Origin of the sequence: uncultured Halovibrio sp. (assembly GCF_913056445.1) — a bacterium.
Classification (GTDB): Bacteria; Pseudomonadota; Gammaproteobacteria; order Pseudomonadales; family Oleiphilaceae; genus Halospina; species Halospina utahensis_B.
The window spans coordinates 1-19,456 of record NZ_CAJXMA010000024.1 but is presented as its reverse complement, the minus strand read 5'-3'; the positions used below and the strand labels follow the sequence as shown (position 1 = coordinate 19,456).

Here is a 19,456-nt window from a genome sequence, read left to right as displayed (position 1 = left end):
CCCTCAGAATCGAAGGCGCGCCTCCGCGAACAGATGGTTCTGGTCCGCCCAGTTATTGTCCTTGCGGTAAAGCGGATCCTCCGTCAGATAATGACGGTATACGCCGGCCAGTTCCACCATGGTTGTATCCAGATGCCAGCGACGGGACACGCGGGCATCAAGGCGTTCGAAATGGAAGTTCCTGAGCTGGTCTGTGAAATAGTAGGACACTGCTCCCGAAATGCCTCTACCGAAGCGCTGAATCCACGCAACACTGCCACTGTGACGGGCATTCAGGCGCTGTTCCAGGCTGACCAGTTCGCGCTGCCTCTCCGGATCACTTTCCCTTTCGCCCGTATAGCGCCCTTCTGTGTCCAGATAGCCATAGGTAAGCCGCAGTCGGCTTCCCCGCATCTCAAGGTTCGCTTCCAGTTCGAAGCCTTTCTGGGTCTGGTCAACATTGTTTTCCAGATCCCAGCGGGATTCATCATTCTCATTCAGTCCGAGATTGGTCACGCCTGATATTAGGTTGTCGAGCGAATCACGGAACAGTTTGATTTCGCCCTGGAACAGGCCGGTCGTCATGCGTTTCTGATACAGGTAACTGATTTCCCGTGACGTTATCGTTTCTTCTTCAAGCGGTCTGACCTCGGGGCTGGCCGTACTCAGGTTGGGCCCCCGCCTCTGTCCCTCAAGAAAGGGACGGAGCTCCTCAGGCGTGACGTTCTCCCCCCGGTACTGCCAGTCAGGCCGGCTCTCAAAAGGATCCGGCAGGCGGTGGGCACGGGAGAAGACAAAACGCAGCGTCTGGTTGTCACTGAAATGGATATTCGCCGCGCCGCGGGGTGAGAAGAAAGAGCCACTCAGACTGTCGTCCTCCCACATGCCCCCAAGATTCGTGGTCAACCAGGGTGTCGGCTGATGTTCAAGATTGGCGAAAACCCGGCTCCGGTTGGTTTCTCCGCTGCCATTGAAGAACGTATCGGATTCATAACGGTCTTCCCTGTAGCTGGCACCAAACACCAGTTGTGTGGTGGAAGAGAAGACGTTGGTCTGCTGGAACTCGATATGCGTGCGTGTCTCTTCAAGATCCTCATTAACATCGGTTTCAAAGGCGGGGATGGTGACCCCATCCGGCACGGCACCATCATCCAGAACCGCTTCCGGATCCGGGAAGGAAGCACGCCAGCCCTGGCGACGGTCCCGGGTCTGGTGATAGAGCTGCAGCTCGAAGAAACGATCTGCAGAGGGTTCATGGTGCCAGGTGATGGAACCGTGCCAATCCTCCCCGGTGATATCCGGGTTTGTGATGGGGTTGAAGCCATCGTATTCCGATGGATCAACCTTCTCGTTCAGCTCATGGTAACCCGTCTCCACCGCCAGCCTGTCGGTGGCGCCCAGTGCCAGCTCCCCGGAGTAGTTGATGGAGAGGGTGTCATACCCGTCCCGACTGTTCCGGGTGCGGTCTGTACGACTGCCTGATGCGTCCCGCCTGTAGCGGAAATCGAAACCGTCACTACGGCGCTGGTTGACCGAAAGCCGCCAGTCCAGTGGGCCGGTCTTTGAGCCCACTGAGCCGTAATAGTGACCGAAACCATCGTCACCGCGCAGGCCTTGCGTTCCCCGCAGTTCGACACCGTGGGTATCACTGGGGGAGCGGGTTATGATGTTGATCACGGCAAGGAAGGAATTCGCCCCATAGGCGGCGGCGTTCGGTCCACGGGTCACTTCAATGCGGTCGATCGCATCAATGGGCACAGGAAGATTGGTCCAGTCCATGTCCGCCAGGCTGGCGTTATAGTAGGAACGCCCGTCGACCAGCACCTGGAGGCGGCGCTGCTCAACCGCTACGGTCCCGTGATAGGAGACAACCGGATCATTGCTGCCGACATAACCGACCGTCATCCCTGGAACAAGGCGGAAAGCGTCCCAGAGGTTGAGTACACCGAGATCTCGCAGCAGCTCGCCTTCCAGAATGGTGACGGTACCGGGCGTTTGCGCCTTTGACTGCCTGAGACGACTCGTGGTGAGAACCTGGGGAAGGGCGTCTGTCTGCGGGGCGTCCTGGACACCGGCGCCGCTCCAGTCCTGTGCCGCTACCACACCTGGCACAGCCCCCCATACCAGCAGAAGGGCGAGAAGAGCAGGGGCGCATCCAGGCATGCGCAACAGGGCATGTCGCATGGCAATGTCCTCTGTGGTCAGAACATACGGGCCAGTATCGATTCCGGCAGCCGGCGCAGGAGAAATGCTATGGGGGTCCAGGGCCAGGGCGGCACGCACGCCACTGGTCGGCCCTTCTCGATAGCCGCCACCATGGCCCGGCACCCTGTCTCAAGATCCACCCGGAAAGGTGCGTTTTTCACGTCTTCGTTGATGGCCGTGAGAATATAACCGGGGAGCAGGGTGGTTACACGGATGGGCGAGGTCTTTTTGCGCAGTTCAACCCGGAGCCCTTCAGCTAGGGAGGCCACTCCCGCCTTGGTGGCCCCATAGACCGTCATGGTGCCCGGCATTCCACGGACTGCCGAGATCGAGGAAACGGCCACCAGATGGCCGTGATTCTGGCGGCGGAAAATCGCCATTGCCGCCTCAAACTGGGCCAGAGCGGCCACGAAGTCGGTCTCGGCGGTTTCCCGGTTGGCATCGAAGCGGCCGGTGCCCAGAGGCTGCCCCTTGCCGATACCGGCGTTGACCAGCACCCGGTCAATACGCCCGAACTGCTCGCAGAATGCATCAAATACCTGGAAAACGGCGTCATGGTCATTCACATCCAGAGTGGCCACCCGGACGTCCACACCCGGATGATCCCGCTGGATGTCAGCCTGGAGCTGCTCCAGACGGTCCATCCGGCGAGCACAGAGGGCGAGACTGCAGCCACGGGCGGCAAACTCGCGGGCCATGCCTTCTCCGAGCCCGGAACTGGCTCCGGTAATGAGTACCACAGATGTCATGAGGATGCCTCCTCTGCAAGTGGATCCTGGAGCTGGCGGACGTCCAGGCCGGATGACCTGAGAAGCGCATTGGCGTAGACCCCGAGAAACCAGGGGTGCTGTTCCGGCGACATGCCGCGCAGTCGCCCGTCCAGCCATTCATGGGCCTGGCGAAGGGCCTCCCGCTCGGGCATTTCCACGCTGTCGGGCAGGGCGGATACCTGATTGCGGGTGGCCAGCTTTTCCGCAGCGGCGTAATTGACCGGGAAGAATCGGGACAGCCCCAGAATCTGGTCATCCACCGCGGCCGCGACCTTCTGTGCGCTTTCGAGCCCTTCGCCGAGTGGCGAACCGAAAGCCACATGGACGCGCCCCTTGTGACCGGTAATGCCGCGCACGATGCTTTCCATGTCCTCTCCCGGACGTTTGCTGTAGCTGCCGCTGCGGTAGTGGGATTCAAGCTCCCGTGCCTTGTCACCATCACATGGATCAAACTCATAGGATATGGCAACGGGCACAATATTGAGATCCCGTACGGCTTCCGAGAGACTGACGCCATCACGCTTGTGGCTCATGTGGAGCATCTTGATGATCGCCGGATCCGTAACGTCAATACTGTCCTTGGCGCGGCCCTCGCGTTGGGCCATCCATACGGAGTGCCCATCACCGAGCGATTCCCGGATGTAGCCGGACAGGGTCAGGAAAGCATTGCGCATCTCGCGGGGATTGGAGAGGTTACGCCGGACGATGAAGCTTTTGTTGAGCCGCATCATGTCCGCCACCATGGGGTCATCAACCAGGTTGTCGCCAATGGCGATACGGGTTGTGGCATGGCCGCTCTTATAGAGCACGAAATTGACCAGCGCCGGATCCAGGACAATGTCCCGGTGGCTGGACAGAAACAGACAGGGCTTGTCCGAACGCAGGTTATCCAGGCCGGACCAGCTGATGGCATCCGTGGTATTGCGCAGCCCGCGCTCGATCAGCGGCGCCACGCGGTGCTGGAGTTCGTCGACGGAATCAATGCTGCCGAGCAGGCGCTGAAGCTGCCAGCGGACCCAGAATCGAACCACACCGGGCATAAAGCGGTGCAGCCATTCCGCGCGGAAGCGCCCGATCAGGTCCTGGAATTCAGGCTGCCTGATCAGGCGCTCGATAACAGGCTGAACCTCGTCATCCGAAAAGGGCCGGATATCGTCTGAATGGGACATTGCCGCTCCGTTTGGCCAAATTCAGACGGGCAGGATAGCCATCTTTCAGGCCGACGTCATGTCTCCAGCGGCAGGAGCTCCCGGACGTCCCAGCCCAGCGCCTCCGCAAGCCTGTAGACTTTCTCCAGGGTGATGTTCACCTGTCCACGCTCAATCCTCCCCATGTAGCTGCGGTCGATCCCGGCACGCAGCGCCAGCTGATCCTGGGAAATGGCGCGGGCTCTGCGGACCTCGCGGACATTGCTTCCGAACTTCTTTGCGTTGTATTTCATGACTCGCCTCTCATGCGGCTGAGACTATCCCGATTCTGACTTTTTGGCGCTACAGTCTATAATCCTCTGACTGTCCAGCAATTTTTCCGCATTTTATATCTAGTTGTTTTGCTTCCCTAATTGATTGCATAGTTCCATAAATAGTTCCCTCAGGAAAGTACCAAGCGTTTCCGGGGAAATCCCTTGCCTGGCGCCTAATTGTGCAGTCGCTATGTCTCACCCACCTTTATTGCGCATAATGTATATTATGTTAAATGAGGTCTGGGAAGCCGGATTGCAAGATTTCTCTTCATGTACATTACGATTTCCAGCATTCCCCACCGCGCTCTGCTATAACAGACAATGCTGCGATGCATGGAACGCTGTCCCACGCAGCCCCTTTACCCATTGGTTTCACCAGTCGATCACCACGAGGTTGATCAGGGATGCGGCGACTCATTCTTACTCTCGCTTCGGCAGCGGCACTGACCGGCGCACCGGTTACCCAGGCGGTACTCGAAGTGCCCGAGCCTTCCGGTGAACCGGCCGTTCCGGTTGTACGCTCAACGGATGACAATGCGTCACTGGAACAACAGCGCGAACGCTTCCTCAAGGCGGAAAAAGCCCTTGCCAAGCTGGATCTGGAAGCTTACGAGTCGCTGAGCAAGGGGCTGGAAGACTATCCGCTCCAACCGTATCTGGAACTGAAACACCTCAGTAAGCGCCTTTTCGTTGCTACGCCGACGGAGATCGACGCCATGATGGCGGAGTACGGCGACATTCCCCTGGCCCACACACTTCGCCGGCAGTGGCTGATCCATCTGGGGCGCAGCGGCCAGTGGTCAACGCTACGGCAGGTCCATGACGGCACCAGTGGCGGCGACCGGCTGCGCTGCCTATCCCTGCGCGCGCACCTCAAGGACGGCCGGCACAGCCTGGTCATGGACCAGGTACCGGAACTCTGGAAAAGCGGTTATTCACTGCCCAGGGCGTGCAACCCGCTGCTGGATTACTGGCGGGAGCACGGTGGGCTTACACAGGAACTTGCCTGGACGCGGTTCCACCTTGCGGTGACCAACGGCGAACCCGGGCTTGCCCGCTACCTGCGCCGTTACCTGGATCAGGACGACCGCCCACTCTCCCGGCTGCTGCTGGACGTTCACAGCAACCCGGAGCGGCTGCGGAAAGCACGCGATTTTGATCGTAACGACAAGCGCGTCGGCCAGATCGTTGCCTATGGCATGCGGCGGCTGGTGAACCAGGATCCAGAGCGCGCCGCGGAGATATGGCCCTTCTACCGCGGGCGTTTTCCATATGAGCCGGGTGAAGTGGCGGCCATCGAGAAACGCCTTGCACTGCTGCTGGCAACCCGGTTCCACCCGGAAGCGGCCACCTGGCTCGCGCAGGCACTGTCCCACGGTGAGGATGAGGCCCTGCGCGAGTGGCAGGTGCGGGTCGCGCTCCGGGACCGGAACTGGCCCAAGGTGCTTGAGCGTATCGGTGCCATGGGCCGGGAGCTCCGGGAAAAGCCCAGATGGCAGTACTGGCAGGCTCGCGCACTAGACCAGATGGACAGACCGGCAGAAGCACAGGCCCTCTATGAGACGCTTTCCGATCGTCGCACCTTCTATGGCTTCATGGCAGCGGATGAGCTCGGCAAGCCCTATTCCCTGAACCACCAGGGCGTCACCATGAACAGCGAGGCCATCGAACGGGTCCAGGCCACCCCCGGCGTCCGCCGGGCGCTGGAACTGTACCGGCTGGACCGGCTTGATGCCGCCCGAGCGGAATGGCGACAGGCCATGGAGAAACTGGAGAAACGGGATGTGCTTGTGGCCTCACGCATCGCTCAGGGCTGGGGCTGGCATGAACAGGGCGTTCACGGGGCGATCGCGACCAGCGCCTGGGACCACCTGGGCATGCGGTTCCCCCTGGCCCATCGACAGAGCTTCCACGGCGCGGCGCGGGATTACAACCTGGACGTCAACTGGGTCTATGCACTGGCCCGCCAGGAGAGCGCGTTCCAGCCGGATGCCCAGTCCCACCGTGGCGCCTTCGGGCTGCTGCAGCTGCTGCCGGCAACCGCCCGTGAGACAGCGCAGCAAGCCGGCCTCAGCTTCAACGGCATTACCACCCTGCTCGACCCGGAGGCCAACATCCGGCTTGGCAGCGCCCACCTGAGCAGCCTTCTGGAGCGTTTCGACAATAACCGGATTCTTGCCACGGCTGCCTACAACGCCGGCGAGTACCGGGTGAGCCAGTGGATTGACGAGGACAGCCGCGACCTGGCGTCCGACATCTGGGTCGAAACCATGCCCTACCATGAGACACGCCAGTACGTGCGCAACGTCATGGCGTATACGGTCATCTACGGGTACCGGCGCGGTGAGCCGCCGGGCCACCTGCTCACCGAGCGTGAGCTGGCGTGCATGTGCCTCGACGACGTGCAGTAGCAGGCGTCAGACCGGGCGGACCTGATAGTTCGCCTCGGCCCGTGCGACGACTTCCCCGCTGGTGTCCTTCAGGTCGAGCTCGATGATGAGTTCGGCTTTACCGTTATCCGCTGCATCCTGCTCAATCCGGGCCTTGCGTTCGGCATCCAGTGTCAGTTCCACCTCCAGGTCCGTGCGGGCCGGCTGGTCGTAGAAGATATGCAGATCCTTAAGGACGGGAATCAACCGTCCCTCGAACTCCACCAGGGCCATGGCCCCAAACGGAATCTCCGCAAGCAGGAACTGGGCGCCGGCATAGACCGTGCCCAGGTGGTTCCGGTTGCCCTTGCGGGTCAACCGCGCGCGCAGATAGCCATCACGCAGCTCCACGACGCTGAACCCATTGCGGCGGGTGAACGGCACACTGGCCGCAATGAGGCGGTTGAGCAGGCCGTAGCCCAGTTTCTTCTCGAACCGGGCCAGCCCGGGGATGGGCCGCCCGGCTTCCTCGAGCTGCCCGAAGTAGCCCCGAACCCGGGGCGCAACCGTATTGAACACCTTCATGACGCGTCCTCTGTCAGACCCTGAAACGCGCTACCTTATCATGAAGTGTGCTTCCGACTTCACTGATTTCACTGCTCAAACGGTCGTTTTCCGAGGCCGCTTCGGCCGCATCCTGTCCCTGGTCGGCAATACGCGTGATGGAGCTGTTCAGCTCGTCCACGGCCGAGGTCTGCTCCTCTGAGGCGGTCGCGATCTGGCTGGTCCGGTCGCTGATATCGGAAATGGACTGGCTGATCCGCTCCAGGGCTTCCATGGCATCCCGCGCCTTCTCCATGCTCATGTTGCTCACCGCCTGCGACTCCTGCATGACGCTCACCGCCTTGTCAGCGCCCTCCTTGAGGCGGGTGATCATGTTGTTGACCTGCTCGGTGCTGTCCTGGGTGCGCTTGGCGAGCGCCCTGACCTCGTCCGCCACTACCGCGAAGCCGCGGCCCGCCTCGCCAGCGCGGGCCGCCTCGATCGCGGCGTTCAGGGCCAGGAGGTTGGTCTGCTCGGCAATGCCCTCAATCACCTCCAGAATCCCGGTGATCTCGCCCACGTCATTGCCCAGCTTATCGATCACCTGCGCCGCTTCGCCGATTTCGCGGCCCAGGCGTTCAACAGCCTCATTGGAGGACTGGACGGTCTGCAGGGACTCCTTGCTGTCACTGTCCGCATTGCCCGCCGAATCCGCCGTGCTCTGGGCGTTCTGGGCGATCTCGTTGACGGCTGCCGACATCTCGTTGATGGCCGTGGCCACCTGGTCAATCTCCTGCTGCTGCTGCGTCACGCTGTCCCGGCTGGTCGCACTGGCATTGCGCAGTGACGACACATGCTGCTGCAGTTCGCTGGCACTCTCCTGGGCTTCGGCAACGACGCCACGCACATTCTCAACAAAGCCATTGAATGCTTGCGCCAGCTGCCCGAACTCGTCACGGCTCTCAACCTCCAGGCGCTTGGTCAGATCGCCCTCACCCGAGGCAATCTCGTTCATGGCGCTGAGCAGGCGCCGGGCAGGCCTGAGCAGGACATTGAGACTGACGTAGATCAGACCCAGTGTGATTAACAGGGCCACAACCGTGCTCCCCAGGGCGTTCCAGCGCCCCTGGATCACCGGTGCCCAGGCCTGGCTCTCGTTCACCATCAGGCCGACGTACCAGTCCACGCCCTCGGCTTCCGAAATCGGATGGAAACTGGCCAGGTAGCTTTCACCACTGAATTTGACCTGGTGCCGCGAGCCATCCATGGGAACGCTCTGCCCCAATACGCTGGAAAGCGAGGCGTTGATATGGTCGGATTCCGGGTGATACAGCACCTTGCCCTCATCGCTTACCAGCATGGCGTAGCCATTACCCGCCATGGTGACGGGGGAAAGGACATCGTTGATGGCATTCATGCTGATGTCGGCCCCGGCCACGCCCTCGTAGTCACCGGCGTTTACCGGAGCGGTAGCGGTTATGATAAGCCCGCCGCCGGCGGCGTCCTCGTAGGGCTCAGTGAATCCGGCCCCCTCACTGCGGGCTTTTTCGAACCAGGGCCGCTGTGAGGGATCAAAACCGTCCGGCAGCGCGCTTTCTGCCTGCCGGTTCTCCATCAGCATGGTGCCGTCGGCGGCGCCCACATAGAAGTGTTTCAGACCGAGGCTCTCCGCTGCGGTCGATGACAGGTTGCGAATGCCCTCATCGCTGGTCACGGATTCGGCCGCCTCTGCAAAGCGCCGGGTCGCGTTCAGCCGTGTGTTGAGCCACTGGGCGATGGTCGCCGTACTCTGGTCGACAACCTGTTCCGTGAGCGCATTGAGGTTGCGCTCGGTATGGGCACTCAGGCGGGTGTTGTTGAGAAACGCGGTGGCCAGCATGGCAAGGACCAGCAGGGCACCGAATACGATCAACAGCTTCTGGCTGAAGGAAAGCGACTTCATGGGGGCGCTCCGCTTATCTGATGGGAATTAGTGGGCAGTATAGTCTTTAACGGCAACCATCGCCTGAGCTTGAACCTAGGTTATGATGGGCGGCGTGCATTGTACCGATTCACCGAGTAAGGAGAACCAGCTTGATGGCCCACGATGAACTCCACCTCCAGACGCGCAACCTGGAGCTGCGTGATTACCCGCAGCTGCGTGAGCTCATGGATATGGTCTATGAGGACATCGGCGGCGCCTGGCCACGGGATACCATCAAGCACATGATCGAAAAATTCCCGGATGGCCAGATCTGCATCGAGGACAACGGCAAGCTGGTGGCGGTCGCGCTCACGGCCCGAGTGGATTATCAGCGCTTTTCAAACCCGCATACCTATGACGACCTGGTCATGAAGAATGACCGGATCCTGTACAACCCCGAGGGCGACACCCTCTATGGCCTGGATGTGTTCATCCACCCGGACTACCGCGGCTATCGCCTTGGCCGGCGGCTCTATGACGCGCGCAAGGAACTCTGCCGCAGCCTCAACATGCGCGCCATTCTCGCGGGTGGACGCATCCCCGGCTACCGCCAGTACGCGGATGAGATGAACCCGGCGGAGTACATCAAACAGGTGCACCGCAAGGAGGTCTACGACCCGATCCTCTCGTTCCAGCTCTCAAACGATTTCCAGGTCAAGCGCCTCCTTCACAAGTACATTCCAGAAGACGAAAAATCAAAGGGGTACGCAACACTCCTCGAGTGGAACAACATCATGTTCGAGCCGCCCTCTTCGGTGCTCGAAAGCCGCAAGAGCCAGGTCCGGCTCGGTGCCGTGCAGTGGCAGATGCGGGAATTCAATTCGGTGGACGAGGTGCTGCGCCAGGTGGAGTACTTCGTGGATGCGCTCTCCGACTACAAGAGCGATTTCGCCGTCTTTCCGGAGTTCTTCAACGCCTCGCTCATGGGGCTGACGGACCAGACGGACCAGACCAAGGCCATCCGTTTCCTGGCCGCCTTTACGGAGAAGTTCCGGGACGAGATGTCGCAGATGGCAGTGAGCTACAACATCAACATTGTGGCCGGCTCCATGCCGCTGTTCGAGGACGACCGCATCTACAACGTCTCCTACCTCTGCCACCGGGACGGGCGTATCGACGAGCAACGCAAGATCCACATCACGCCCCACGAACGCCGGGACTGGGTTATTGAGGGCGGCAACGAGCTTGGTGTGTTCGACACCGACGCCGGGCGCGTGATGATCCAGATCTGCTACGACGTTGAATTCCCGGAACTGACGCGCATCGCCGCCACCCAGGAACAGGGCGTGGACATTGTCTTCGTACCCTTCTGGACAGACACCAAGAACAGCTACCTGCGCGTGCGCAACTGCGCCCAGGCACGCGCCGTGGAGAACGAGTGCTACGTGGTCATTACCGGCAGCGTGGGCAACCTACCCCGCGTGGAGAGCCTGGACGTGCAGTACGCCCAGTCCTCGGTGTTCTCGCCCAGTGACTTCGCTTTCCCCCACGATGCGGTGATGTCCGAGTCCACGCCGAATACCGAGATGATCATGTTTTCGGACCTGGATCTCGACAAGCTGAAAGTGATCCGGGCGGAGGGCTCCGTCACCAACCTCAAGGATCGGCGGCCGGACCTCTACGAACTCAAATGGCGGGGGTGACCCACGCTGGTGAAATGTTAGACTGATCGAGCTTTAAGGGCTCTGACTCACAGGCATATTCAGGGAGCAATACCGATGGGTAAGAAAAAGAAACTCGGCATCAGTTCGCTGGTGGAGCGCGTGGAGCAGCTGGTCAATGATGCGCTCAAGCGGATCGACACACTGCAGAACCAGGTGAACGACCTGCGTGAACAGCTTATGGAGCGGGCGGGCTTCAGTGACAAACCCTCCGATAACGAGAAGTCCGGTGCGTCAGGCGGCACGAAGCCGAATGCCGCAAGCAAGTCCACCTCCAGCACGAAACAGTCTGCAGGCAAAAGTACCTCCGGCAGCAGTGCTTCCAAGGCAGGCTCCGGTTCCGGCAAGGCCGCGAAATCCAGTACGGCAAGCAAGGATGATCTGACTCAGATCAAGGGCATCGGCCCGGCCACTGCGAAGAAGATGCAGGCCAAAGGGATCACGTCCATCAAACAGCTCGCCAATCCCTCCGCGGATGACAGCAAGAAGCTCGAAGAGTTCCGCAAGCTCAAGAGCTTCCCCAGCTGGCAGGCGGAAGCGAAAAAGCTTCTGTAAACAAGCCTCAACGCCTGCGATCGGGGCCATTACCGGCCCCGGTTCCCCCCTACCAGAGCAAGTGTTACTATCGGATACATCCATTAACGTGCGTTAACACGTAAAATCTTCGTATATCCCAAGCCAAGTGTGACGTAATTCCCTACGATAGAAAGGATCTTGTCTAGTGTGGAAGCTGAAGCATCCGCACAAGGAATAACAAAGGATGGCGCTGATGGCACTGGGAACCCTTCCAGCCTGGCTAACCCTGACCGCAACGGTAACCGCCGTGGTGGTCACGATGGTCCTGATCGCGGCCACGGCTGTGCTCAGCTTCCGGCTCGCACGTTCGCGCAGGGAGCAGAACGAACGTGAGACCACGCTGACCAAGTTCTCCAGTGCCGTCATGAACAGCGGCGCCATGATCCTCATCACGGATTCGCAGGGCCGTATCGAGTTCGTCAACGACCGGTTCTGCCAGCTGACCGCCTTCTCCAGGGATGATGTCCTCGGCCACTCCGTCGCCACCCTCAGTGCCACTGTGAACCTGTCCGGTACCGAAACCGGTGTTCTGACCAACTTTCTCGACTGCCTCCAGCCCCACTGGAAGGGTGAACTGCTGTGCCGCACCAATGGCAGCACACCGTTGTGGACGGCCGTCACCACCTCCTCGGTACTCGATGATGACGGCCAGCCCGTCAACTACATCGTCTCCGCAGTGGACATCACCGAGCTCAAGCTGGCCCATGAACGCATGGAGCAGCTGGCACTCTTCGACAGCCTGACCAACCTGGCGAACCGGCGCCTGTTCCAGGACCGCCTGGAGCAGGCACTGCAGAGCGTTGCCCGCCGCCAGACCCAGATCGCCCTGCTCTTTCTCGACCTCGACCAGTTCAAGCAGGTCAACGACAGCCTGGGCCACGACGCCGGGGACATGCTGCTTCTCACCGTGGCGGACCGGCTGAAGTCCTGTGTGCGCACCCAGGATACCGTGGCACGACTGGGCGGCGATGAGTTCACCATACTCCTGCACGATGTCTCGGATACCAAGGATCTGACCATGATCGCCGAGAACATGCTGGCCAGCCTGAAGGCGCCGATTCGGCTTAAGGGGCAGGAAGTACTGATCTCAACCAGCATCGGGATCACCACGGCCCCAGCCGACGGTGAAACCCCCGACACGCTGATGAAGAACGCGGATCTTGCCCTGTATCGCGCCAAAGACAAGGGCCGCGACCAGTACGACTTCTATACCGAGAGCCTGAATAACCGTGCCGAGCAGCTGATGACGCTGGAGCGGGAGCTGCGCCATGGCCTGCGGCGCGAGGAATTCTTCCTGCTTTTCCAGCCCCAGGTTGATCTCAACACCGGCGATATCACCGCCATGGAGGCCCTGATCCGCTGGCAGCACCCGGAGCGGGGCGAGATACTGCCCGATGAATTCATCCCGGTGGCCGAGGATACCGGGCTGATCATGCCCCTGGGCAACTGGGTGCTGCAGCAGGCCTGCATGCAGATCAAGCTGCTGCACCAGCTGCTTGGGCGTGGCGTGCGCGTTGCCGTCAATATTTCCGCCCGCCAGTTCCGGGATCCGGGGCTGGAGAACGTAATCGACTTTGCACTGCGCACGTCCGGCCTGGAACCGCGCTTTCTGGAGATCGACATTCACGAGGGCATGCTCTCGGATGAGCCAGAGGTAGCACGGGACCAGCTTGCGCGCATCCGCAGGACCGGCGTCACCATCACCATTGATGACTTCGGAACCGGCTTCAGCAGCCTCCGGCAGCTCCGCTCGCTGCCCATCGACATGCTCAAGATCGGACAGACCTTTGTGAAGGAGATCCCGGAAGACGGCCCCAACACGGACATCGCCACCACCATCATCGGCATTGCCCAGCAGATGGAGAAGCAGGTGGTGGCGGAAGGCGTGGAAACGGAACAGCAGGAGTACTTCCTGCGCATGCACGGGTGCTCACTGGTACAGGGCTACCGCTACGCCTCACCCATGAGTTTCGATGAGCTCTACCGCTACTTCAGCGACGACAGCGAGCGGGAACTCAAGGCCTGAGCCCTGGGCTCCGCGGTTACTGTACTTTCTCCGCCAGCCCCTGATGGCGGTTGAGGATGCCCTCGATACGCTGCAGTGATTCACGCACGCCCTCGGAAGGGTCTTTCTCAAACTCCAGCCCGAAGAAGTAGCCGTGTTCATCCGTCTGGGAGTGACGAACACTGGCTGCCACCTGATCCACCGTGATCTCCCCCACTTCCGTGTTCAGGCGCAGGCTGACCTGTACCTTACTGTCTGGTTTCAGCAGGTCGTCCGCCGCAATGATCCCGATGCCCAGCCGGTTGTAATCCACAACCTCCACATCAACCCATGCGGATCCAATCAACCCCTTGCGGACCTTGATCCTGGCATCCATGGATACCCATGGCAGGCGCTGTTCACGGCGGCGCTCGTTCATCCTGGCAGTCTCCTTTCAGTACCTTTCTGTATTGTGGTCAAGGCTTCTCAGGGGGTAAAGTCCGCACTCCATTCGCTCTGTGAAGTGGCCGCTGTTTTGCCCGTCTCGAATACTGCTAAATCCGACCTGCTCTTTGTCGCAGCCGCGCTCCTGGCTGCCATCAGCTGGATGTTCTCCCGCGAGGCCGTTCTGGCAATGCCACCGCTGCTGTTCCTGTCGCTGCGTTTCCTGCTTGCCGGCGGTGTTCTGGCCGTCTTCGGCTGGCGGCAGCTGGCAGGCCTGAGCCGTGAGCAGCTCCTGCGGGCCGCGCGCGTGGGCGTTGTTTTCGGTGCCGGCATGAGCAGCTGGGTTACCGGGCTTCACCTGAGCAGCCATATTGGCGAAGGCGCCTTCATCATCAGCCTGAACGTGGTATTCGTGCCCATTATCGCAAGGCTGGTGTTTTCCGAGGAGCAGCCGGTAACAACCTGGGTGGCTCTGCCTGTCGCCATGGCGGGGCTGGCATTGCTCTCGCTGAATGGCGGTTTCAACCCGGAAGCCGGCCAGCTCTTCTTCCTGCTCGCCGCCGTGATCCTAGCCTTCTACTTCACGCTCAATTCCAGGGCCGCCAACAGCAACCCGGCAGGCCGACAGTCTCGCCGTGCCGCCCTCCCCGTCTTTCCCCTGACCACAATCGGTTTGACCATGGTGGGACTCGTCACCCTGGTGCTCTCATTCCTGCTGGAGCCCTGGGAGCCCACGTTCAGTGACTTCGGCGGCAACCTGGTCCTCTGGATTGTGCTCAGCGCCATTGTGGGGACAGCAGCCCGGTTCTTCGTGCAGACCTGGGCCCAGAGCCTGGCCGCACACAGTCATGGTGTGGTGATCCTCTCCATGGAACCGGTCTGGGTGGCCCTCTTTGCGGCGGGATGGTTTGGCGAGACCATGGTGCTGCAGCAGTTCGCCGGCTGCGCACTTATTCTCACGGCGCTGCTGGTCAACCGCTGGCACACGGTGCGGGCACTGGTGCGGGATCTCCGAGGCGCCTAACCATCGCCCCAGAGCTCCTCGAGCCGGGAATCCCGCCCGCAGCTTGTGCGGTAATACCAGTAACGGATCGGGTTCTTGTCGTAATAGTTCTGGTGGTAGTCCTCGGCCGGGTAGAACGCCTCCAGTTGCCTCACGGGCGTCACGATCTCCTGATCAAACCGCCCGGACTCAACCAGTTCCTGCTTTGACGCCTGTGCAGCCTCCTGCTGCGCCTCCGACTGCGTGAAAATGGCGGTTGTGTACTGGTAACCCCGGTCACAGAACTGCCCGCCGTCATCCAGGGGGTCGATATTGCGCCAGAACACCTCGAGCAGCTTCCCGTAAGAGACCTCATCCGGGTTATATCGAACCCGAACGACTTCCAGGTGTTCAGTCCGCCCGGAGCTGACCTGCTGGTAGCTGGGGTTCTCAAGATCACCGCCCGCGTAGCCACTGGTCGTCTCCGTCACCCCCTCAAGCTTGTCGTAAGGCGGCTCCATGCACCAGAAGCAACCGCCGGCGAATACCGCGGTCTGGGTATTCTCCTGGGCATGGCCAGTCAATGCGGTCATCAATAGCAGCACCGGAATCAGAACGCGCATGCTTACCCCCTCAACGCCGGAAGTGTTTCACCTTCCGGTACAAATGTCAGCGCCAGGCCATTGTTGCACCAGCGTTTTCCCGTCGGCTCAGGTCCATCATCGAAGATATGGCCCTGGTGCCCGCCGCAACGGATGCAGTGATATTCGGTCCGTGGCCAGAAAGCCTTGTAATCCGTCTTCGTGCCCATGTGCTTCTCATGAGCCGCCCAGAAACTCGGCCAGCCGGTGCCGGATTCGTACTTGGTCTCGGAGCTGAACAGCGGCAGGTAGCAGGCCGCGCAGACGAAGGTGCCGTTGCGGTTCTCCCCGTTCAGTGGGCTTGAGCCAGCCGGCTCCGTTGCCTCCCTGAAAAGGATCTGCCAGGCGTCGCTCGATACCTTGCCACGCCACCATTCTCCCTTGTGCTCCAGAGGCTGAAGTGCGGAATCCGGAACGGAAACATCGTGGTAGTACCTGATGTCACGGGCAACGGCGAAGCCGACCGGAACCATCAGGAGGAATCCCCCCGCCATCATGGAGGATACAAAATCTCTGCGTTTCATCACGCCCTCCGGGCTGAATGGGTATTAATCTTTTTTACGATGAACCGACACGCCCGGATTGTAGTTGTCACACCTGAAACGGCTTTGAGTTCCGTTCACTTGGGGATTCTGATCAGCCGCCTTTCGAGCTGTTAAACGCGTCTACGGCCTCCTGCAGGCGGGGTCGAACGGTAGCAGCAAGCTCGCGAACCATCGCCTGGCCATCACAGTCCCCACAATGCAGCGCAACAACCATCAGGGAGCCATCCGAGCGGGCGTTGAAAACGCCGAGCAACTGGGCCAGCTTGGCCCGCACTTCATCCGTCTCCCAGAAGCTCTCAACGTAGTAACTGTAGGCCAGGTAAAGATGCTTGTCTGAAGCCCTCTGGCGCAGGGTCAGTCCCTGCCAGCTGATGCCATCCCCCGTATTCACATTGAAGGTCATCTCCGGAAGCCAGGCGCTGCGGTCATAGAGGCGGTTGCCGTACATGACCGCCTCGTGCCCGCCGCGCTGGGGGTTGTAGGTATAGAGTCCTACAAAGCTGGTCTGGCGGGGACTGCCCGGCGCCAGGCCTTCATCCTTCAGGAAATAGGTCTTCTGGAGAGAGCGGTCGGTGCCCTTGAACCGGGGCTGCCAGTCTTCGAGCTCGCGCTGGAACAGCGGAGCCCACGTTTCTGACGTCATCGGGTCAAACGCATAGGTCTGCATCCGCGTCTCGACCTGCGCATGCCCGCCTGAGAACGCCAACACCATGGCAATAGGCAGCAGCGCTGTAATCGCAGTCGCCCAGCGGTCGTTGCCTTTGGGCTCCGGCCTGCTGGCCGGTTCGGCAGGCTCTTGTTCTGCCGCCCTGCCCTCAATCGCCCGGGCAATGAAGAACAGCGGTACCAGGGTTCCCGCGAAGACCCACCAACCAAAGGCATCATGATCCTCGATCAGGCTGGTCTCCATGTCCGTCAGGTAGCCCGCCAGGATGATGATGAAGACGCGGATCCAGTTCGCCATCAACGAAAAGGCAACGCCAACAACCAGGAGCAGAATGCGGCTGGACCAGCGCTGGAGGTTCAGGTGGCCGTAAAGCGAGCTCAGTGTCATCCCCACCAGCAGATACCGCAGCCCGGAGCAGCCATTGGCAATCTCGAAGGCACCAATACCGATGAGATAGACGAAAACGCCTTCCACCTCGAAATCGACCCCGTAGGCGCCCAGAAGAAGCTGGTTCACGGAGGTTGTCATGAGCTGCAGCGGCCAGCTGATGAAATCCCAGACCGGCATCGCGAAGAACAGGACGCCGACAGGGATCAAAAAAGGCACGAGCTGGCGCCACCCCCAGAGAACCGCCAGACCTACGAGAATCAATGGAACCAGCGCAAGCTGACGCAGTGCCTGAACCCCGAGCAGATCCCCAATTGCGTACCCTGCCAGCCCCAAAACAAAAGGAACCAGCCAGAGTGGGTAAAAGCCGACTACAGGGCGCTCCCGGTGCCACGCCTGCCACGTAAGGAACAGAGAAACCACCAGAAGAAGGAACCCATGGGAATAGGATTCATCAAGCTTCATCCAGCGATCCAGGGTCAGCCACCAGGTGCCGGCCGTGCTGCCAAGCAATGCCAGAAGCATCAGCGCCGGGGCCAAGCGGTTCAAGCGGCCGGTGCTACTTGGGGTACCTTCCATGTGCGTCATTCCATGCGGGTAATGGTTAACCGGATTCTGCGCTCAGTGGCCTCTCACGACAATAGACAGAAGCTGTTTCCATGCTCGGGGCCACAGAGGGCGATACATTAATGCTCGTAACGCACAGCCCAGGGCATCTCCAGTACTTCCATTCACCACAATGGAAACCGAGCGCCCCCGGTAAAAGCCTGCCAGACAGCGGCGCGCAAAGCGTGAGGGGACCACCCCGGGGAGGTTTTCCAGGGCATATTCCAGAGCCTCTCCCCGAGCTTCAGAAACAGGGTCAAGACAGGCCGGATATTGACCTTCGATGGGCCGGATATTGACCAGAGATGTCCCGCCACACGGCTCAAGGGCTGTTTTGCACGTCAGCCAGATCAATAACGCATGGTCGTTAGCAAGCCAGAATCGCATCCCGGTTTTTTCCAGAGGCTTTAAAACCTTACGGCGGATCAGTAACGCTGAAAGCACAAGCTGTGGCTTCTCGAACAGATCCTGGACCATGGTTTGGTGTCGGGGATCCCCGGGAAGCGTCCAACATACCTCGTCCCCGCTTCCAAGTATATCCGATGGCGCACAGGTTATTCCCGTCTTTTCAGGGCTCTGGTCGAGCTTCTTGCAAAGTTGGGTCAGAAAACCAGGAGACCAGAGACTGTTGGGGTCCGGAAATGCCAGGTACTGCCCCCTGGCCTTACTGAGCGCCTGGCGCCGCCCAATGGCCTTATCCGTCTCCTCAATGGACTGTACCCGGACACGGAAATCGCCAGCAGCGCGCGCCTCAAGCACCTCAAGGGTAGCGTCCTGGGATCCGCAGTCCACCGCTATCAGTTCCCAACGGTCTTCCTGTTGGGCCTGAATGGCATCCAGTACATCGCCCAGCCATTCAGCCCTGTTCGCCGTGACCAGGATAAGGCTGACAAGAGGTTTTTCACCACCCTGGCGATCACCGCTCATCGGTCAACTCCACTAGGCATTCTACTGCCCTGACTATTTCATGAACCACACTATCCCGCAATGAGCTTGCCGGCCCCCTCGCAGGAAGAGGTTTCGCGGCGCACTGCAGGGCCAGCCGGGGCGCTGGTTACCTTTGAGGGGCCGTGTTAGGATCCCAGCTTCGAATGAGCTGGGACGAAGGCCGATCACAGGCATCGTTGGAAATCATTAACTCCTTCAGATCAAAGCGACAACATGAGTTCAAGCGCCCAACCGACATTCCTGTGCATCGGCATACAGAAGGCCGGAACATCGTGGCTCTACCGCATGGTAGAACAGCACCCTGAAGTCTGCTGCGCGGACCCCAAAGAGCCGCATTTTTTCAATCGCCACTACCACAAAGGCCTTGACTGGTACCTGGCCCATTTCCAATGCGAGGAACAAACCAGGGCGGTCGGCGAGTTCACACCGGACTATCTATGGGTACGGGACGCGCACAGCGAGGCACGCGGATTCGAGGCAACGCCGGACGTCCCGGCCCGAGTGGCCGAGCATTTTCCGGACGTCCAGCTCATCGTCATCCTGCGGGATCCGGTGAGCCGTGCTGTCTCCTCGTACTTCCACCACATCGGTGCCAACCGCGTTAGCCCTAACCGACGCATCAGCGAGGTGGGCGACCAGTGGGGCATCCGCTCCATGGGCCACTACGCTGAACACCTGGAACGCTGGTTCAGGTATTTCCCGAGGGAGCGTTTCCAGATCCTGA

Annotated in this window: 17 protein-coding genes; 6 read left to right on the top strand and 11 right to left on the bottom strand. The window is 60.4% G+C overall.

All coding sequences use genetic code 11. The annotated features are described in order from the left end of the window. Positions 1-3: 3 nt before the first annotated feature. Genes QZ501_RS06905 through QZ501_RS06890 form a run of 4 tightly spaced genes read right to left on the bottom strand, consistent with a single transcriptional unit; the run spans position 4 to position 4,395 of the window. Positions 4-2,163: a TonB-dependent receptor plug domain-containing protein gene (locus QZ501_RS06905; RefSeq protein ID WP_295718287.1), complete on the bottom strand. Its 2,160-nt coding sequence runs from the start codon at positions 2,161-2,163 to the stop codon at positions 4-6. A gap of 17 nt (positions 2,164-2,180) precedes the next feature. Next, positions 2,181-2,933: an SDR family oxidoreductase gene (locus QZ501_RS06900; protein ID WP_295718284.1), complete on the bottom strand. Its 753-nt coding sequence runs from the start codon at positions 2,931-2,933 to the stop codon at positions 2,181-2,183. Then, positions 2,930-4,123 carry a 1-acyl-sn-glycerol-3-phosphate acyltransferase gene (locus tag QZ501_RS06895; protein WP_295718283.1) on the bottom strand — a complete coding sequence of 398 codons (1,194 nt, stop codon included), beginning with the start codon at positions 4,121-4,123 and terminating at the stop codon, positions 2,930-2,932. The genes QZ501_RS06900 and QZ501_RS06895 overlap by 4 nt, the downstream gene beginning before the upstream one ends. Before the next feature lie 56 nt (positions 4,124-4,179). Next, positions 4,180-4,395, bottom strand: a complete 216-nt coding sequence (locus tag QZ501_RS06890; RefSeq protein ID WP_295718280.1) for a helix-turn-helix transcriptional regulator — start codon at positions 4,393-4,395, stop codon at positions 4,180-4,182. Between the two features lie 425 nt (positions 4,396-4,820). Here QZ501_RS06890 and QZ501_RS06885 point away from each other — a divergent pair, with 425 nt between their 5' ends. Then, positions 4,821-6,827 carry a transglycosylase SLT domain-containing protein gene (locus QZ501_RS06885; RefSeq protein ID WP_295718277.1) on the top strand — a complete coding sequence of 669 codons (2,007 nt, stop codon included), beginning with the start codon at positions 4,821-4,823 and terminating at the stop codon, positions 6,825-6,827. A 6-nt stretch (positions 6,828-6,833) separates the two neighbouring features. Here the strand turns inward: QZ501_RS06885 and QZ501_RS06880 are convergent, their stop codons facing one another. After that, the gene (locus tag QZ501_RS06880; protein ID WP_295718274.1) at positions 6,834-7,370 is read right to left on the bottom strand and encodes a YiiD C-terminal domain-containing protein; all 537 of its coding nucleotides are present in this window, start codon (positions 7,368-7,370) and stop codon (positions 6,834-6,836) included. A gap of 13 nt (positions 7,371-7,383) precedes the next feature. Further along, positions 7,384-9,270, bottom strand: a complete 1,887-nt coding sequence (locus QZ501_RS06875; protein WP_295718271.1) for a methyl-accepting chemotaxis protein — start codon at positions 9,268-9,270, stop codon at positions 7,384-7,386. A 134-nt stretch (positions 9,271-9,404) separates the two neighbouring features. On the opposite strand from QZ501_RS06875, the gene QZ501_RS06870 reads away from it, so the two are divergent. From QZ501_RS06870 to QZ501_RS06860, 3 genes are all read left to right on the top strand, one after another. Then, the gene (locus QZ501_RS06870; protein ID WP_160898766.1) at positions 9,405-10,934 is read left to right on the top strand and encodes a bifunctional GNAT family N-acetyltransferase/carbon-nitrogen hydrolase family protein; all 1,530 of its coding nucleotides are present in this window, start codon (positions 9,405-9,407) and stop codon (positions 10,932-10,934) included. A gap of 75 nt (positions 10,935-11,009) precedes the next feature. Then, positions 11,010-11,507, top strand: a complete 498-nt coding sequence (locus QZ501_RS06865; protein ID WP_202405633.1) for a helix-hairpin-helix domain-containing protein — start codon at positions 11,010-11,012, stop codon at positions 11,505-11,507. 214 nt (positions 11,508-11,721) lie between these two features. After that, positions 11,722-13,554, top strand: a complete 1,833-nt coding sequence (locus QZ501_RS06860) for an EAL domain-containing protein (RefSeq protein ID WP_160898767.1) — start codon at positions 11,722-11,724, stop codon at positions 13,552-13,554. A 16-nt stretch (positions 13,555-13,570) separates the two neighbouring features. Here the strand turns inward: QZ501_RS06860 and QZ501_RS06855 are convergent, their stop codons facing one another. Beyond that, positions 13,571-13,951, bottom strand: a complete 381-nt coding sequence (locus tag QZ501_RS06855; RefSeq protein WP_151439480.1) for a PilZ domain-containing protein — start codon at positions 13,949-13,951, stop codon at positions 13,571-13,573. Positions 13,952-14,047: 96 nt separating this feature from the next. Here QZ501_RS06855 and QZ501_RS06850 point away from each other — a divergent pair, with 96 nt between their 5' ends. Beyond that, the gene (locus QZ501_RS06850) at positions 14,048-14,980 is read left to right on the top strand and encodes a DMT family transporter (RefSeq protein ID WP_151439479.1); all 933 of its coding nucleotides are present in this window, start codon (positions 14,048-14,050) and stop codon (positions 14,978-14,980) included. Here QZ501_RS06850 and msrA read toward each other — a convergent pair. The 4 genes from msrA to QZ501_RS06830 all read right to left on the bottom strand — a co-directional run bounded on the left by msrA (position 14,977) and on the right by QZ501_RS06830 (position 18,711). Continuing rightward, complete coding sequence (msrA, locus tag QZ501_RS06845) at positions 14,977-15,561, bottom strand: peptide-methionine (S)-S-oxide reductase MsrA (RefSeq protein ID WP_295718266.1); 585 nt, start codon at positions 15,559-15,561, stop codon at positions 14,977-14,979. The genes QZ501_RS06850 and msrA overlap by 4 nt on opposite strands. Positions 15,562-15,563: 2 nt before the next feature. Further along, positions 15,564-16,103 (bottom strand): peptide-methionine (R)-S-oxide reductase MsrB, encoded by a 540-nt coding sequence (gene msrB / locus QZ501_RS06840; RefSeq protein WP_295718263.1) that lies wholly within the window; start codon positions 16,101-16,103, stop codon positions 15,564-15,566. 112 nt (positions 16,104-16,215) lie between these two features. Further along, positions 16,216-17,757, bottom strand: coding sequence for an exosortase/archaeosortase family protein (locus tag QZ501_RS06835; RefSeq protein ID WP_295718260.1), 1,542 nt, complete (start codon positions 17,755-17,757; stop codon positions 16,216-16,218). Positions 17,758-17,799: 42 nt separating this feature from the next. Further along, positions 17,800-18,711, bottom strand: coding sequence for a glycosyltransferase family A protein (locus QZ501_RS06830; protein WP_295718258.1), 912 nt, complete (start codon positions 18,709-18,711; stop codon positions 17,800-17,802). Between the two features lie 234 nt (positions 18,712-18,945). Here QZ501_RS06830 and QZ501_RS06825 point away from each other — a divergent pair. Further along, positions 18,946-19,456, top strand: a 511-nt coding sequence (locus tag QZ501_RS06825) for a sulfotransferase domain-containing protein (RefSeq protein ID WP_295718255.1), incomplete at its 3' end; no start/stop codon positions are given.